At 49.3% G+C, this 16,577-nt stretch carries 17 protein-coding genes and 1 tRNA gene; 14 read left to right on the top strand and 4 right to left on the bottom strand.

Annotated features, from left to right (window positions below):
* Positions 1–18 precede the first annotated feature (18 nt).
* Positions 19–1,383: a hypothetical protein gene (locus tag CMM32_04615; protein MBT06182.1), complete on the top strand. Its 1,365-nt coding sequence runs from the start codon at positions 19–21 to the stop codon at positions 1,381–1,383.
* Between the two features lie 119 nt (positions 1,384–1,502).
* Positions 1,503–2,297: an enoyl-CoA hydratase gene (locus CMM32_04610; protein ID MBT06181.1), complete on the top strand. Its 795-nt coding sequence runs from the start codon at positions 1,503–1,505 to the stop codon at positions 2,295–2,297.
* Between the two features lie 64 nt (positions 2,298–2,361).
* On the opposite strand, the gene CMM32_04605 is transcribed toward CMM32_04610, so the two are convergent.
* From CMM32_04605 to CMM32_04595, 3 genes are all read right to left on the bottom strand, one after another.
* The gene (locus CMM32_04605) at positions 2,362–3,468 is read right to left on the bottom strand and encodes a hemolysin D (protein MBT06180.1); all 1,107 of its coding nucleotides are present in this window, start codon (positions 3,466–3,468) and stop codon (positions 2,362–2,364) included.
* A gap of 436 nt (positions 3,469–3,904) precedes the next feature.
* Positions 3,905–3,980: transfer RNA gene (locus tag CMM32_04600), tRNA-Ala, on the bottom strand.
* A gap of 77 nt (positions 3,981–4,057) precedes the next feature.
* The gene (locus tag CMM32_04595; protein MBT06179.1) at positions 4,058–4,384 is read right to left on the bottom strand and encodes a TIGR02300 family protein; all 327 of its coding nucleotides are present in this window, start codon (positions 4,382–4,384) and stop codon (positions 4,058–4,060) included.
* A gap of 157 nt (positions 4,385–4,541) precedes the next feature.
* On the opposite strand from CMM32_04595, the gene aroA reads away from it, so the two are divergent.
* The 12 genes from aroA to CMM32_04535 all read left to right on the top strand — a co-directional run bounded on the left by aroA (position 4,542) and on the right by CMM32_04535 (position 16,112).
* Positions 4,542–5,876: a 3-phosphoshikimate 1-carboxyvinyltransferase gene (gene aroA / locus CMM32_04590; protein ID MBT06178.1), complete on the top strand. Its 1,335-nt coding sequence runs from the start codon at positions 4,542–4,544 to the stop codon at positions 5,874–5,876.
* A gap of 19 nt (positions 5,877–5,895) precedes the next feature.
* Positions 5,896–6,537, top strand: coding sequence for a cytidylate kinase (locus CMM32_04585; protein ID MBT06177.1), 642 nt, complete (start codon positions 5,896–5,898; stop codon positions 6,535–6,537).
* A gap of 84 nt (positions 6,538–6,621) precedes the next feature.
* The gene (locus CMM32_04580) at positions 6,622–8,433 is read left to right on the top strand and encodes a 30S ribosomal protein S1 (protein ID MBT06176.1); all 1,812 of its coding nucleotides are present in this window, start codon (positions 6,622–6,624) and stop codon (positions 8,431–8,433) included.
* Between the two features lie 171 nt (positions 8,434–8,604).
* Positions 8,605–9,525 (top strand): signal peptide peptidase SppA, encoded by a 921-nt coding sequence (sppA, locus tag CMM32_04575; protein ID MBT06175.1) that lies wholly within the window; start codon positions 8,605–8,607, stop codon positions 9,523–9,525.
* A 93-nt stretch (positions 9,526–9,618) separates the two neighbouring features.
* On the top strand, positions 9,619–9,900 hold the full coding sequence (locus CMM32_04570) for an integration host factor subunit beta (protein MBT06174.1): 282 nt from the start codon (positions 9,619–9,621) through the stop codon (positions 9,898–9,900).
* Positions 9,901–9,929: 29 nt separating this feature from the next.
* Positions 9,930–10,241, top strand: a complete 312-nt coding sequence (locus tag CMM32_04565) for a hypothetical protein (protein MBT06173.1) — start codon at positions 9,930–9,932, stop codon at positions 10,239–10,241.
* Positions 10,242–10,292: 51 nt separating this feature from the next.
* Complete coding sequence (locus CMM32_04560) at positions 10,293–11,024, top strand: orotidine-5'-phosphate decarboxylase (protein MBT06172.1); 732 nt, start codon at positions 10,293–10,295, stop codon at positions 11,022–11,024.
* Positions 11,025–11,026: 2 nt separating this feature from the next.
* The gene (locus tag CMM32_04555) at positions 11,027–11,677 is read left to right on the top strand and encodes a phosphoribosylanthranilate isomerase (protein ID MBT06171.1); all 651 of its coding nucleotides are present in this window, start codon (positions 11,027–11,029) and stop codon (positions 11,675–11,677) included.
* 121 nt (positions 11,678–11,798) lie between these two features.
* Positions 11,799–13,016 (top strand): tryptophan synthase subunit beta, encoded by a 1,218-nt coding sequence (gene trpB / locus CMM32_04550; GenBank protein MBT06170.1) that lies wholly within the window; start codon positions 11,799–11,801, stop codon positions 13,014–13,016.
* Positions 13,013–13,858 (top strand): tryptophan synthase subunit alpha, encoded by an 846-nt coding sequence (locus tag CMM32_04545; protein MBT06169.1) that lies wholly within the window; start codon positions 13,013–13,015, stop codon positions 13,856–13,858. The genes trpB and CMM32_04545 overlap by 4 nt, the downstream gene beginning before the upstream one ends.
* The gene (locus CMM32_04540) at positions 13,855–14,817 is read left to right on the top strand and encodes an acetyl-CoA carboxylase carboxyl transferase subunit beta (protein ID MBT06168.1); all 963 of its coding nucleotides are present in this window, start codon (positions 13,855–13,857) and stop codon (positions 14,815–14,817) included. The genes CMM32_04545 and CMM32_04540 overlap by 4 nt, the downstream gene beginning before the upstream one ends.
* An 80-nt stretch (positions 14,818–14,897) precedes the next feature.
* Positions 14,898–16,112, top strand: coding sequence for a bifunctional folylpolyglutamate synthase/dihydrofolate synthase (locus CMM32_04535; protein ID MBT06167.1), 1,215 nt, complete (start codon positions 14,898–14,900; stop codon positions 16,110–16,112).
* Between the two features lie 118 nt (positions 16,113–16,230).
* Here CMM32_04535 and CMM32_04530 read toward each other — a convergent pair whose 3' ends face one another.
* Entirely contained in the window at positions 16,231–16,551 is a 321-nt protein-coding gene (locus CMM32_04530; protein ID MBT06166.1) for a thiol reductase thioredoxin, read from the bottom strand.
* Positions 16,552–16,577: the final 26 nt, after the last annotated feature.

Below are 16,577 nucleotides of genomic sequence, written 5' to 3'. Positions count from 1 at the left end.
ACATCTTCGGGACGTTATATGCTTCGCATACTCATATTTTTCGGAGTAACTTTTGCGGCAGCCTTTGTTGCTGTTTGGATAGCTGAACAATCTGGGCATATCCGGATGATTTGGGGTGGCTACCTGGTGGAAGCTTCTGTAACAGTTTTTTTTTGGTTGGCTATTGCTGTAGTTGTTTTCTCTATACTTGTTTTCGAGCTTGTCAGGATTATCGTAGGAGCCCCTAAGAGATTATTTAAGGCTAGAAAGGCTAGAGCGCAGACTAGGGGGTACAGGGCTTTGATGCGTGGTATGGTTGCTGTTGCTGCGGGAGACGCCAGTGCCGCAGAAAAAGAAGCAAAACGTGTTGAGGCCCTGGATGTTGCGCGACCACTTCGCCTCCTTCTTTCAGCCCAGAGTTCACTGCTAGCTGGGGATAACGCCGGTGCCAATGAGAGTTTTCAATCGATGCTATCAGATCCAGAAAGCGCCTTTTTGGGGTTGAGGGGCTTGCTCGTCCAGGCATTGCGAAATGGAGAGGTAGAGCGGTCGATAGACTTGGCCCGCGAAGCGTATCGACTTAATTCGGATGCAGACTGGGTTTTACGCAACCTTATCGAGCTGGAAATACGCGGGAGGAATTGGTCTGAGGCTGAAAAAGTTCTGCATACTGCTCAACGCCGAAAGATTATTAATTCATCCGAGTTTCCAAAGCGTCTAGCCCTGATCCTTTTTCATCGGGCTACAACTGTGCTTGAAGAAGGTTTTCAAAGGCGGGCGGAGCGCTTGGTGCTCCGAGCCTTGCGTCTGAGGCCCGGATTTTTGCCTGCAGTAAGGTTAGGCGTGCGCCTGCTCTTATGCAGTGATCGCCCGAGAAAGGCCAAGCTATTGGTTAGGGATGCCTGGGAAGTAGAGAAACATCCCGAGGTGGCTGAATTATATGTCAAAATATTTGAGCCTGAAACCTCCCTCGACCGCCTACGCGCTTTGGAGACATTGGTTGCTTCTAATCCTTACCATCCAGAAGCGTTGCTAATAACAGCGGATGCCGCACTAAATGCCTCCCTATGGGGGACGGCTCGGGAAAAATTGGGAAGGATAGTGGAGGCTCAGCCAGACCGGAGGCTGTGTCGACTTATGGCCAGATTGGAACAATTGGAGCATGGGGACGAAGATGCCGCTCGCCAATGGCTGCTCAAGGCCACGAAAGCACAAGATCAACCACAGTGGAGTTGCGGAGTTTGCAGTGTTGTGAGCTCGGGCTGGACAGTAGAATGTCGTTCTTGTAAAGCGATAGACTCGTTGCAATGGACGTTAGTCCAGAAGCAGAGCCCCAGTTCCTGGCAGGGTTCGCAACTACTTGAAGAAGGTCCGATTGGAAATATCGGGATGGCAATAAAGTAAAGTAGTTTTGGTGACATTGCTTGGTTAGTTAATTCAAAGGAATTTCGTTGAATCACCTGGTGCCCACATAATAGCATCCCCAATATAGTTAGTTTTTTTAAGAAGGAGACGTCAGCTTGATGGGTAGTGAAGGCGATGAGAATGGTACGGTGAGGGTTGAAGCAAAGGGAGACTTGCTTTTAATTGAAATTGACCGGCCAAAAAAATTAAATGGTTTTACTCCGAAGATGTTTGAGGAACTTGGATCCGCGTACAATGTACTGGAGTCCAATAGGTTTAGGTGTGGTGTATTGTACGCTAATGGCGGCTCGTTTACCGCTGGCTTGGATCTTCCAAAATTTTCTTCCTTAATGAAGTCAGGCAAGGAGCTAGTTCCGCAAGAATACGTCGATCCATTTGGGTTGCGACCTCCCATACGGACTACCCCGTTAGTGGTTGCGGTGAAGGGTTACTGTTACACCCTTGGGATAGAGTTAATGCTTGCAGCTGATATCGTAATCGCAGCAAATGACACAAGATTTAGTCAGTTGGAAGTCCGACGTGGCGTCATGGCAACAGGTGGGGCGACTATACGTATGGTGGAGCGCGCTGGGTGGGGAAACGCAATGAATTTCTTACTGACTGGCGATGAGTTTAGTGCTGAAACCGCGTTAAGAATGAACTTTGTCCAAGAGGTTGTAGATAGAGGTACAGAACTAGCCCGTGCCATCGAAGTTGCAGAGAAGATCGCGAGCCAAGCACCCCTTGCGGTTAGAGAGACTATGCGCTCGGCCCAAACAGCTCTAGAAAAAAATAGGGGGGCTGCTGCCAGAGAGTTTGTGTCGGTTCAGAATTTGTTGTTGAACTCTGTTGATGCGGCAGAGGGACTTGCTTCCTTCGTTGAGAGACGACAGGCTAAGTTTTTGGGCAAGTGAGTTCCGAGTCTGATGTCGCTGTTCTACTGAGCACAAAGACCACCATTTTGAGACAGCAAGTACCTTATTGCTTTGCCGCTAGGTTGGGTCCGACCTTTGAGTCCAAACTTGTGTCGATAGTAATTATGACGGACATACCCGGGACGACGCGCCCCTGCAACGTTGGCGGAAGATCGTATAGGATACGTACTGGAATTCGTTGAACAACTTTAATGAAATTGCCAGTAGTATTCTGGGGTGGAAGAAGGCTAAACTCGGCTGCACTAGCAGGTGCCATGCTATCTACGTGTCCAATAATGGGTTCGTTAGGAAACGCATCGATCTTCACTAGAGCGGTTTGGCCGGCCCGGACATTTTCTAGCTGGGTCTCCTTAAAGTTGGCTATAACCCATGTTTGTTGCAGGGGTACCAACGACATCATCGGCCACCCTGCTTCTAGGTACATGCCGGGTTCCACTTTGCGATTGCTGATAATCCCGTCCTGCGGAGCATAAACAATTGTATCCGAGAGCGCGAGCTCGCTTTTGTCGACAACAGCTTCTGCCTGGCTTACCTCGGCAAGCAGGCGCTCAACCTCACTTTCCATTCGTCTTATTTCGGTATCAATGACAGCAATTTCGTCTTGTGCTGCTGCGAGTTCCGCAATAGCCTGACTTACACCGGCCAGGGCCATATCGCGCCCAGTAAGAACTTGTTCGTATTTTTGGCGGGTCCCAATTTTCCGTTCAAAGAGTTCTTCATATCGGAGAAACTCTCGCTCTGCATTTTGGGATTTAGCCTCGGCCGAAGAAAGTTGAGCTTGAGCTTGAGCTATTAGTGACTTCTGAAGCCTTCGTTTTGCTTTCAAATTATCAACGTCAGCGAGCCCGACCTGAATATCGGCATTGGCAGCACGAAGTTTAGCCCGTTCCGCGTCCACGGCGGCCTCGTAACCCGCCGGTTTGAAACTCACCAGCGGCTCACCAGCCCTTACGGAATCGTTATTTATAACGTGAACATCTTCTATCTCCCCGGTTACGAGGGCGCTTATTACTGTAACGTGCCCGCGAATATAGGCATTATCAGTTGTCACAAGGTCCTTATTTAGCTTCCACCAGCTAAGTCCATAGGTGCCTCCGCCTGCGATGGCGGCCAAAAACACAACACTAAAAAACGCAGTCTTAAGTTTCATGCTTACTCTAGTTCAAGTTGCCTCAGAAATTCCGGGGGCCGCGAGTTAGCGGATAGCTCCTACGGGTGGGCAAAGATATTAGTTTCGCGTGGTGACAGCAAGCCATCTAGTCGCAACCCAGTCCTGCGTTTTTTGCACACCTATAGACGTTCGAATAGACATTTGTAAATATGGTGCAAGCTTGATAAACGTTGGTGAGTATATGGTCTAAGGAGTTCTGGAGGGTGTTGGTACGGCAAAAATGCTCGGTATCAGTGTGCGTGGTGCAAGCTACAGCAAGGGTCAACGGGACCATCACCGTTAGACCCTTAGTTCACTGGTAATCACACTGCTGTTTCTCAGCAAGGTTAAGCTTCTACTAGGCAAGGGCGCAAATTAATTTCTTGCACAAGGGGGTTTGACTATTATGGACAGTATACTGAACAGCCTTAAATAGTGGTGGAGCTAGTCGGAATCGAACCGACGACCTCTTGAATGCCATTCAAGCGCTCTCCCAACTGAGCTATAGCCCCTTTCCTATTATTCCTTTCACCGGCCAAGTGCGCGTTCACTCAAGTTTGTGGTGGTCCAGTTTCCCAGACGCTCTTACTTAGTCGTTAGGCTTGTCACCCACCCCAGCTTCTATTACCTCGTTAACATCGCCTTCTACATCATCCTCTTCCTGTTCCAAAAGCTCCTTGTCTTCGGTGTCGTCAGTTATAGCTATTTCGTCGTCGCTCTCAAGGTCAAGTGAATTTTCCGCTCGTACAGGTTTCTCAGGGACGACTGCTTTGGGCTGGGGTTGCGGCGCTCCTCGATTGGATGATTTAATTTTGGTGCCGCATGAAGGACAAGACGCTGGAGATTTCATCATGTCGTAAAAGACAGCACCACAATCGATGCAAGTGTACTTATTGCCCCATTCATATTTTGCCACAGCGTGCCTCATCTAACATGGTATTTATACCTATGTAGCGCCCTTTGCCACGATAACGCGCGCCTGTCAAAGCAAAAAAGAAATCCATCTTCCAGTCGCAACCACTTGGAAGCTGTGGTACAGAGATGTTTATCATTCCAAACACAGATATATAGCAATGGGACAAAACGCTGTGACCCCTATTGAAGTATCCTCCAACAACAACTTGTGCGGTGTCCTTTCTGGTTCGGGCGATAAGTCAATTTCCCATAGGGCCTTGATAATAGCGGCATTATCGGCCGGATGCAGCCGGCTTACAGGGCTTTTAATGTCAGACGATGTCAGGTGCACTATCGAAGCATTAAGGCAGCTTGGAATCCAAATTTCTGAGCCTGAGGGGAGTAGTGTTTTTGTTCATGGTGCAGGCATCGGCGGATTAATTGACCCAGTGGGTCCTTTGAACCTTGGTAACAGCGGGACTGCTGCCCGTCTACTAATGGGGGTGGTGGCAGGGAATCCAATCGAGGCTGTCTTTATTGGGGATGAATCTTTGAGCCGCCGACCCATGGGCCGGGTTGTTGGCCCTTTAACAGACATGGGGGCGAGCATCAGCCTTTCTAAAAGTGGCGGGCTGCCTGCTACTGTCAAGGGAAAGGATAGTCTACTTCCTATTGAGTATCACCTCCCCATTGCCTCCGCCCAAGTAAAATCATCTATTCTGTTGGCTGGCTTGCATTGCCCGGGAGTAACCAGTGTTACGGAGGATAGGCGAACACGAGATCACACAGAAAACCTGCTTGCAAAATTTGGGGCAGACGTCCAGGTGGAGGCGCTCAATGGTGGGCATCATATTTGCATATCAGGTCAACCCGAATTAGTCCCCCAAGATCTGGTGATAGCCGGGGATCCTTCGTCGGCAGCTTTCCCAATAGTTGCAGCGCTTCTAACAAAAGATTCAGAAGTTTGTGTGAAGGGGGTTGGGGTTAACAGGACCCGTATGGGGTTATTTGATTGTTTGCGTGAAATGGGGGCAGATCTTCAAGTGATCTCACGCGGGGCAGTTGGGGGGGAGCCGGTCGCAGACATCACGGCACGGACTTCGGCGCTCAAGGGCATCAATGTTTCGGCAGACCGGGCCCCTAGTATGATTGATGAGTATCCAATCCTAGCTGTGGCTGCGGCCTGTGCCGATGGGGCCACTGTGATGCAGGGCTTGGGAGAGCTCCGGGTCAAAGAGAGCAACCGTTTTGCTTCAATTGTTGAGGGTTTAACTAAATGTGGGGTAAAGGTTGAAGAGGAGGGAGACGTAATGACCATTATTGGGGGGGAGAGCCGGGCTAGTTGGCGTCAGATGCCCAAGATTCTCACTCACGGGGATCATAGAATCGCAATGGCTTTCTTCGTAATGGGGCTCACTTGCCCGTATCCAATAACGATAGATGATATGTCTATGGTTGCGACAAGTTATCCTGGGTTTGCTGATGATATGGCGCTTTTGGGGGTCCGGTTGTAATGGCTGAGAGAGCGGATCTATGATAATAGCAATAGATGGGCCCGCTGCTTCGGGAAAGGGAACTCTTTCGCGCGGACTCGCTGCGGAGTTCTTTTTGGCTCATTTGGACACAGGTTTGCTATATCGTTCCGTGGCTGCGAGGGTAATATCCTTGGATTTGGACCCTCTAGATGAGAAAGCAGTCTCAGAAGTAGCTAGGGCCATTGGCAAGATTAAGGCCACCGAGAGGGAGCTAAGGGAAGAAAGAGTAGGTTTAGTTGCTTCTGTTATCGCAATCCAGAAGGAAGTCAGGTTAGCCCTTTTGAAATACCAAAGGGAATTTTCTGAGGCTCCGCCTGGCTCAGCCCTCGGGGCTATCCTAGATGGGCGTGACATCGGTTCGGTGGTCCTACCGAACGCCGATGTGAAAATTTTTGTTACGGCGAGCCAAGAGGCCCGGGCGGGGCGCCGATATAGGGAGTTGCTTGCTCGAGGCGTACCAAGTATAAGGTCCAAGGTTCTTCAGGAAATCAGGGAGCGGGATGAGCGGGACAGCCGCCGCGAACTTTCCCCTTTGGTTCCCGCGAAGGACGCGTTTTTGTTGGATACCACGGAGATGGATGTCGGCTCTGCTTTCAATGCGGCGAAGGAGTTGGTGGGCCGGGTAGGTGGGGCTAGGTGATTAAGTATCGTATATTGGTATGGGGTTAAGTGGTTACACAGGGTCGCGGAAATAGGTTAATGAGGTATGGGATAGACAAAGAAGATGAATGATTTACCAACAGACCGTTCTAGTCAAAATGTAACGGAGGAGGATTTTGCTGCCCTCTTCGAGGAGTCCTTAATGGCTTCTGAAAAGCTTGAGGGGACCGTTGTAGAGGGCACAGTAATTGCCATAGAGAATGATGCGGCGGTGATCGATGTTGGTCTAAAAGCCGAAGGTCGTGTTCCAATAAGGGAGTTTGCGGCGCCGGGTCAAATCCCTCAAATCGGGGTCGGCGATAAGGTTGAAGTGTTTCTAGATCGTATGGAGAACCGGAATGGTGAGGCCGGCCTTAGTAGGGAGCGAGCTAGGCGGGAGGAGGCATGGGTTTTGTTGGAAAAAGCCTTTGCTGATACGAGCCGGGTAGAGGGCACGATTTTCGGTCGGGTTAAAGGCGGGTTTACGGTGGACCTTGGCGGGGTGGTAGCATTTCTGCCTCAAAGTCAGGTTGATGTTCGGCCGGTGCGCGACATTTCCCCACTTATGGCAAACAAACAGTCTTTTCAGATCCTTAAAATGGATAGGCGCCGGGGCAATATTGTGGTGTCTAGACGTGCGGTAATGGAGGAATCTCGTGCCGAGGCAAGAGCAGAACTTCTTTCAGGATTAAAAGAGGGACAAGTGCTGGACGGAGTTGTCAAAAATATTACAGACTACGGAGCCTTTGTTGATTTGGGAGAGGTGGATGGCTTGCTCCATGTGACTGATATCGCTTGGAGGAGAATTAGCCATCCTTCTGAAGCCCTGACAATTGGGCAGTCTGTAAAGGTGCAGGTGATACGTTTCAATCTAGAAACCGAACGTATTAGTCTGGGCATGAAACAACTTGAACAAGATCCGTGGGATGGAGCGGCAGCAAAATATCCCGAAGGGGGTAAGTTTACGGGGCGCGTAACGAATATTACCGACTACGGGGCTTTTGTGGAGTTGGAGGCTGGAGTGGAAGGCTTGGTTCATGTGTCCGAGATGAGTTGGACGAAGAAAAACATTCATCCTGGGAAGATTGTATCTACAAGCGAGCAGGTCCAGGTAATGGTGCTAGATGTGGATCCAGAGAAACGCCGCATTAGTCTAGGACTAAAACAATGTGAGGCCAATCCTTGGGAGGATATTCTTCAGAAGACCCCGGTGGGAACAATAGTAGAAGGCGAGATCAAAAATATTACTGAATTTGGCCTTTTTGTTGGATTGGTTGGCGACGTGGACGGGTTAGTTCATCTTAGTGATGTTGCCTGGGATAACTCAGGGGAAGGGTCTGTTGAGCAGTATAAAAAGGGTGATCAAATCAAAGCCCGGGTTCTCGATATTGATGTGGAAAAGGAGCGCGTTAGCTTGGGGATCAAACAATTGACAGAGGATCCATTTGCTGGGGCTGCTGAAACTCTAAAGAAAAATCAGGTTGTGACCTGCATAATTTCGAAGGTGCTCGAGAGTGGCCTTGAAGTGACCCTAGCCGACGGCGTGATCGGAAATATTCGGCGGGCGGATCTTGCTCGGGATCGGCGTGATCAGAGATCTGATCGATTTTCTGTTGGTGAAAAGCTGGATGCAAAAATTAGCAATGTTGACCAGGGAGGAAGGAAGATCACTCTGTCTGTTAAAGCTCTGGAAATTGAAGAGGAAAAACGGGCGATGGAGGAATATGGATCGTCCTCTAGTGGGGCCAGTTTAGGGGAAATACTAGGCGCCGCTATCAGCCAAAAGGAAGAGGAATCCCAAAGCGACGGAGAAAGTAATCGTACAGATGGGGGCGGTGGGTCTTCAGAGGGCGGAGATAGTCCTGATTTGAACCCGGGTAGTGAGGACAGCAAATAGGTATTTTTGAGGGCCAAAGACCAATAAATTTATGTTGGTTTCCTGCATCCACTCCCGGCCAGCAAAGTGCGGAGGGGCCTAATTGGGCACCCTAATGAAACCTACGAACAAATATAGTTGGTATGCATCTATTCATAGACATCTGTCTAGTGTATTGGGCTTGAAGGGAATATGTCATTACTAACTGATATGGTGGCGGACCGACGACGTCTGCAACGAACCGTGTTTTTTTGGCGTGCGATATCTGCGATTGTTGTCGTGCTATTTGTAAGTGCGTTGCTTGGTAAAGAGGGGATATTCGATCGTGGCGCTTACGTTGGCCTACTGACAATTGAAGGAGTTATTATTGACGATAGGAGGCGTGCCAGGGCAATTGATGCTTTGCTCGAGGACCCTGACCTAAGTGCTTTAATCATTTACGTGAACAGTCCTGGCGGGAGTTCAGCGGCCAGCGAGTCCTTGTACAGGTCTCTCCATCGTCTAGCTAATGTGAAGCCTGTGGTAACGGTGATGGGCGGTGTGGCGGCTTCTGGAGGCTACTTGGCAGCTGTAGCTGCTGAGCGCATATTTGCTAGAGAAAGTACCGTTACAGGATCTATTGGTGTTGTATTAGAGGTGACTAACTTCGTTGAGCTAATGCGGATGGCTGGAATTGGGCATGAAACTTTGCGAAGCGGTCCTCTTAAGGCCCAGCCAAACCCTCTTGAGCCCATGTCGCCGGCCGGGAGAGAAATGGGTCAGAGCCTCGTTGAGGATGTCCACCAGATGTTCCGAAAAATCGTTGGTGAACGCAGAGGCTTGCAGGGTGAAAAGTTGGACGACATTACTGATGGGAGGGTATTTAGTGGCGTAAGCGCTTATCAAAACGGCCTTATTGATGCCATTGGAGGCATGGCGGAGGCGCGCGTTTGGCTTAAGGAGACGTATGGGATCTCGGATAAAGGCGCAGAGCGTGAAATAGAAACAGGTCACTCTGTGGGCCTGTCTGAATGGGCAGGCGCTTTTTTGACAGGGAGGTCTGATTTTGTAGGTAGGCTTACTCTTGACGGGCTTGTTTCGGTTTGGCACCCTTCTGTAGGGTCGGCGCCGTAAGCCTCACTTTTGACACTGGTTTTGCCTTCGAGCAGTTAGTTTGGTGTGCAAGAGTATGGTAAAGCACCGTGAGGGCCTTTTTGGGAGCGAGAGATGACCAAGTCAGAACTTATTCTTGCGTTGGCGACACGTAATCCGCACTTGTACCAACGAGATGTTGAGAGGATTGTGTCTACCATTTTTGAACATATGTCGGCTGCTCTAGAGAAGGGTGAGCGCGTTGAGTTGAGGGGTTTCGGGGCGTTTTCGACCAAAAGGCGAAGCGCTCGCGCAGGACGAAACCCTAGGACAGGAGCGGCTGTGGATGTACCGGAGAAAGTTGTTCCCTATTTTAAGCCAGGCAAGGCTTTACGCAAGCGTCTCAATGAAACATAGCTTTTTGGCTTCTGGTATACGGAGGAGTTTTGGGTTTTGTTCGGATCTTTGAGTATGCAGTAGCATTTTTAGTCTTAATCACCCTAGTAGTATTCGCGGTTTCGAACAGGGGGTTGATGGAGTTAGATTTGTTTCCTTTGGCAGTTGTTGTTGAATTGCCCATCTATCTAGCATTAATCGGCGTTTTATTTATTGGAGTTTTGGTAGGCGGATTTGTAGCTTTTGCCTCCAGCTTTGGGGCTCGACTTGCTCTGCGTTCCGCGAACCGTCAAAAAAGGACATCAGGCAAGCGGTTTCCGCCATCTGGAGAAAATAATGGTGTTCTTCCACCGGGTGACTAAAAAGGTTGATCGTGTCGAATTCTTTTAATTTCCTATTTTGTTGCTGACTTTATGAATACGGACAGAAATTCTCGTGTTTTTTGTGCCATAGACACAGTGGATATCGATTTGGCTGTATCTATAGTGGAGGAAGTGAGAGAGCATATTGCTGGGGTGAAACTGGGTTTGGAGTTCTTTGGTCGGCATGGGCCTAATGGTGTGCACCGCCTTTTGGGTTTGGGAACATCCATTTTCCTAGATTTGAAATTTTTTGATATTCCGAATACCGTCGCCGGTGCTGTTACCGCTGTGGCCAGTTGTCGTCCTTCCTTGATCACCCTTCACGCAGCCGGTGGGGAGAATATGATAAAGGCCGCGGTTGATAGCAACAAAGAAGCTGCACTGAGATTGGGTATGGAACCACCTACTTTGTTGGGTGTGACGGTTCTAACAAGTTTTGGGCAGCGAGACTTAGCTAGTTTAGGTGTCAAAGGTACGGTTGATGATCAAGTTTTGCGCCTTGCGGAGCTTTCTGAGAGAACAGGTCTTGATGGGGTAGTTTGTTCTGCGCACGAGCTCCGAAGGCTGCGAGGTGTGTGCAGCAGTGACTTTAAGCTTGTCGTGCCCGGCATACGGCCTCATGGAGCGGACACCAATGATCAAAAGCGTATAATGACCCCCTATGAAGCTATGGCGGCTGGGGCAGATTTTTTAGTAATTGGTAGGCCGATCACGAAAGCACCGAATATTGAACACTCGGCTAGGGAGATTGCACGTGAAGTGGAAAGGGCTTTGGATACCTGAAAATGATTGGATCAGGCGTAGATGCTAAAATATGTGGGTTAAGAACAAAGCAGGACGTTGCGAGTGTTGTCAGTTTTGGGGCTCGATATGCTGGGTTTGTTTTTTATGACCCTTCCCCCCGGGCAATTGTTTTGGACGTAGCAAAATCTTTGCTGGACCAACTGCCGGAGTATATTATTCCGGTAGGCGTGTTTGTGGACCCTACGGATGATGATTTGGCTCGGGTAAAAAAAAGCCTGCCCAGCTTGGTTGTTCAGCTCCACGGGACAGAGGAACCCTACCGTGTTGCCCAAATAAAAAGCAAGTTTAATTGCCGAGTAATTAAGGCGGTGAGGGTGCAGGGCAGCCAAGACTTGGAGGAGGCTCTTGGTTATGAGAGAGCTGCTGATATGTTATTGTTCGACGCAAAAGTTACCGATTTAAATAGTCTTCCAGGAGGAAACGCTGTAGCATTCGACTGGAACTTGTTAGCGGGTGCTTACGTGCCCTTGCCCTGGATTTTGTCGGGTGGGCTTACAGTTGATAATGTTGCTAGTGCAGTCGACATTACAGGGGCGAAAGTAGTTGACGTTTCTTCAGGAGTTGAGGATGCACCCGGTTTCAAGAGTAGTCATAAGATCGAGGAATTTCTCTCAATCACAAAAACGTTGTAGGATTCGAGGGCCGGCCAACATGAACGCTATAATGGCCCCGTTGCCCTCCTCCCTGAATAATTTCGACCATAAGGGCGGCTATTTTGGCTCATTTTTTACCAGTGGACGTATCACCTAGGACATGAAGCATCTTAATACATACAGAAGTGGGCCTGAAAAAGATGGCCGATTTGGAGTTTTTGGAGGCCGTTTTGTCGCTGAGACTTTGATGCCTCTAATTTTGGAATTAGATGAGGCTTATCGGGCGGCCAAGGTTGACCCAAGCTTTCACTTGGAAATGGAGAGATATCTCAAGCACTACGTGGGGCGTCCCAGTCCCTTGTACTTCGCAGAGAGACTGACGCCGCATCTTGGTGGAGCAAAGATCTATTTCAAACGAGATGAGCTCAACCATACAGGCGCTCATAAGATCAACAATTGCATCGGTCAAATTCTTTTGGCTAAAAAAATGGGAAAAACCAGAATAATTGCAGAAACTGGAGCCGGGCAACACGGAGTAGCAACTGCAACTGTTTGTGCATTATTCGACTTGCCATGTGTCATATATATGGGTGAGGTTGATATTGAACGACAGCAACCAAATGTTTTTCGAATGAAAATGCTAGGGGCTGAGGTTCGCTCAGTGGCCTCAGGCTCTCGTACTTTGAAAGATGCCATGAATGAAGCTTTGCGCGATTGGGTAACAAACGTTGAAAATACATATTATCTTATTGGCACGGTGGCGGGTCCTCATCCATATCCGGAAATGGTCAGAGACTTCCAGGCTGTTATAGGAGAAGAGGTCAAAAGTCAGCTAAAAGATTTAGAAGGTTCAGAGCGATTGCCAGATACATTGGTCGCCGCGGTAGGCGGCGGGTCCAATGCCATGGGGTTATTTTACCCGTTTCTTGATGACACAAACGTCGGTTTAATCGGCGTTGAGGCTGGGGGGAAGGGCATTGCTAGTGGCAATCATGCGGCCTCTCTGGAAGGGGGGCGTCCAGGTGTTTTGCATGGCAATAGGACTTATTTATTGCAAAATGAGGATGGCCAAATTCTCGATGCCCATTCTATTTCTGCTGGCCTCGATTATCCGGGAATTGGCCCTGAACACGCGTGGCTACATAATAACGGTAGGGCGGAGTACGTTTCTATTACAGATGAAGAGGCTCTTAGAGCGTTCCAATTATGCTCTAGATTGGAGGGGATACTACCGGCGTTGGAGCCAGCTCATGCTCTTGCCCAGGTTGTAAAAATCGCCCCTAAATTGCCGGGCAGCCATATTATTGTGATGAATATGTGTGGACGTGGGGACAAAGACATCTATACCGTGGCGGAAGCATTGGGGGTTAGTATATGAGCGGCCTTCCGCTACAGGATGATCGTCTGATCAGCCGGTTTGATTTACTTCGCCGTGAGAATAGGGGTGGCTTGGTGACTTTTATAACAGCGGGTGACCCTGATTTCGCGCGTAGCTGCCGAATCATGAAAGGGTTGCCAGGTGCTGGTGCTGACTTCATTGAACTAGGAATGCCCTTTACTGATCCCATGGCTGATGGGCCGTCAATTCAGGCTTCGGCTCTCAGATCCTTGAAGGGCGGCCACACAATGGCCTTGACATTGTCAATGGTGGAAGAATTGCGCAAGGAGGATGTGGAGACACCGGTGATATTAATGGGATATTACAATCCAATATATTCATATGGAGTGGCGAGGTTTTTGAAGAATGCAAAGGCGGCCGGTGTTGATGGGCTAATCGTCGTTGACTTACCTCCTGAGGAGGATGCGGAGTTATGTTTGCCAGCTCTTGAGGCAGGCGTTCATTTTATCCGTTTGGCAACGCCTACTACTAATGCCAGTCGGCTACCAACTGTTCTGAAGAACACTACAGGATTTCTCTACTACGTTTCCATAACAGGAATAACGGGAGCTGGGACTGCCAGTACAGATAAGGTCAAGACAGCCTTGCAGTTTTTACGCCCCCATACCGATCTTCCTATAGCGGTAGGCTTTGGCATTAAGACGCCGGAGCAGGCGGCAGATGTTGCGAGGCACGCGGATGCGGCGGTTGTTGGGTCGGCCTTAGTCGAAAAAATTGCGGAAAGTGAGAGAGTGGGTGGAGATCCGGTAGGGGCAGCGCTTATGTTTGTTAAAGATCTCTCTAGTGGCATCCGGGCAGCTCGCAGAGGAGCTAAGCGATGAGTTGGTTAACTAATTTTGTTCGACCAAAAATCCGGGCTCTGGTCCGTCCAAAGCGTGTTCGTGAGTCCCTGTGGGAAAAGTGTCCAGAGTGCGATCAGATGATATTTCATCGAGAGCTGGATGAGCGGATGAAAGTTTGCCCCCATTGTGAACACCATATGTTTTTTAGTCCCGAAGAGCGGTTGTCCCATTTATTTGACGACAGCGACTATGAGAGGTTGGTTTTACCTACAGCGATATCAGACCCACTTAAGTTCAAGGATCGAAAACGTTATACCGACCGACTTAAAGAGGCTCGCTCAGGGATTACAGATAAGGATGCCATTGTTGCTGCTTATGGTAAGGTTTGCGGTAATCCATGCGTGGTTTGTGTGTTGGATTTTGCGTTTATGGCTGGTTCGATGGGAGTTGCGGTCGGCAGTGGGTTTTTAAGTGCGGCACATGTGGCAGTGGATCGCAGGGCACCCTTCGTGGTTTTCACGGCTTCCGGAGGTGCTCGTATGCAGGAAGGAGCCCTGAGTTTGATGCAGATGCCGCGCACTATTGTAGGTCTGACTGCAGTTAAAGAGGCAAGTCTTCCCTATATTGTCGTGCTAACCAATCCTACTACTGGTGGGGTTACCGCGTCGTTCGCGATGCTGGGCGACATAACACTTGCGGAGCCAGGCGCTTTAGTTGGATTCGCAGGACCGCGTGTTATTGAGGATACTATTCGGGAAAAGTTGCCAGACGGATTCCAGAGATCTGAGTATTTGGAAGATCATGGAATGGTAGATAGAGTGATACCTAGGTCTCAGTTGAGAGAGGAGCTAGGGGTTTTAATAGATCTTTTCGTAAACAAAGAATTAAAGCTATCGCAGGGCTCGTTGACTTCCCGAACAGAACTTCGGGGAACGCAGGTAGGTAGCCAGTTGGTAGATGAAGAGAGCTCCATCGGCAACCAGGCTGGAGTTGGTTAGGGGGCTGCGTGCCATCTCATTCAATTCTGGAGGTTTTTGATGAAACGCTCCCAGTTTCTATAGACTTAAATTTGGCTCGGATGGGGCGGCTTTTGAGGTCGTTGGGCTCGCCCCACAGGTATATGCCGCCCGTAGTACATGTAGCTGGAACCAATGGCAAAGGTTCTGTGATTGCCTTCCTGCGGAGTATTCTTGAAGAAGGCGGGTATACAGTCCACGTCTACACATCGCCGCATTTGGTTCGTTATAATGAGCGAATAAGGTTGGGCGGCAGGCTCATTGCAGATGAAGAGCTACAGCGGTTCTTAAAGACCTGCCTCCGCCTCAATCGGGGAAGGCCGATAACTTTCTTTGAGATTATAACTGCTGCGGCATTCCTTGCGTTTAGTCAAACTCCCGCTGATATATGCTTGATAGAGACGGGTTTAGGCGGTCGTTTGGATGCCACGAACTTGATCAAGCAGCCAGAGGTGTCGATCTTAACCCCAATATCCGTTGATCATGAGTTTTATCTTGGGCAAGGAATTAGGCGAATAGCGAAGGAAAAGGCGGGTATATTAAAGCGTGGCCGGCCCGCTATTGTATCTAAACAGAGTCCAGAGGGTTCTAGGGTCCTAGAGATGGCCGCCAGACAAAAAGGGGTCCCCTTATGGCGGTATGGATGCGAATGGAAGGTAAGTCACAGAAAATTTGGATCAGTTTTCGAGTCCTTATCTAGTCGAAGAATACTGCCTCTTCCCGGATTGTTGGGGCTTCATCAGCGTGATAATGCTGCTGTGGCGGTAGCGGCATTAGATTTTTTGCACCAATTTCCGGTTTCCAGTCGAGCAGTACGCCGGGGCATATGCAGAGTGAAATGGCCTGCTAGATTGCAGATTTTGGGCCCGGGTAGCCTTAAAAATATGGTGGGGCCGAGCACAAAAATTTGGGTTGATGGGGGCCATAACGCCTCTGCAGGGGAGGCTTTGGCGGAGGCGATCAGGATTAATTTGGGAGGTGAGCCCGTTGTTCTCATTCTAGGAATGCTGCAAACTAAGTCGCCTGCTGAGTTTATCGCACCGCTATTACCATGGGTTGAAAAAGTGTATCCTATTACCCTCGATGCAGAGGCAGGTCTGACTGAAGCGGCTTTGGCCACCCAACTCAGGGAGGTAGGAGCCCCGGTTCTCTGCAGCGGTTCATTAGAGGCGGCCGTCCAACAGGCAGGTTCTGAGGGGAATAAGAATATAGTAGTGTGTGGATCTCTCTATCTGGCTGGTCAAGTTTTATCAATGAACGATGAGTATATAAATTGACGCAATACCGGTGTCCAACTTGGGCCCAGGTTTTTCAACTGATTACTCGATCCACATTTATTCATATTCCGGAGGTTGGTGGCTTCGCCAGTTTGTGGATTAGTCCGCCAAAGGCGACTTATAGAGAAGTGCTTATCCACTCCGATAGTTGTCGCTTAGGAGCCGCGCCAACTTTTGTGGCGGCAATTTCGCCATTCTTAAAAAGGATTAGAGTAGGGATTCCTCGTACTCCATATTTAGCCGGCGTCTCAGGGTTCTCATCTATGTTAACCTTTGCCACGGTCAGGCTGTCTTTGTACTCATTTGCTAGTTCTTCCAGCATCGGGGCGATTTGTACACATGGCCCACACCATTCAGCCCAAAAGTCCACCAGAACAGGTTTCTCCGATTTAATGACATCGGCCTCAAATGATGAATCAGTAACTTTATTAGAGGTCATTCCACATCCTTTCATCGCATTATACA

The organism is Rhodospirillaceae bacterium (genome assembly GCA_002728255.1).
GTDB lineage: Bacteria > Pseudomonadota > Alphaproteobacteria > UBA7887 > UBA7887.
This window is presented reverse-complemented; position numbering and strand designations above follow the sequence as displayed.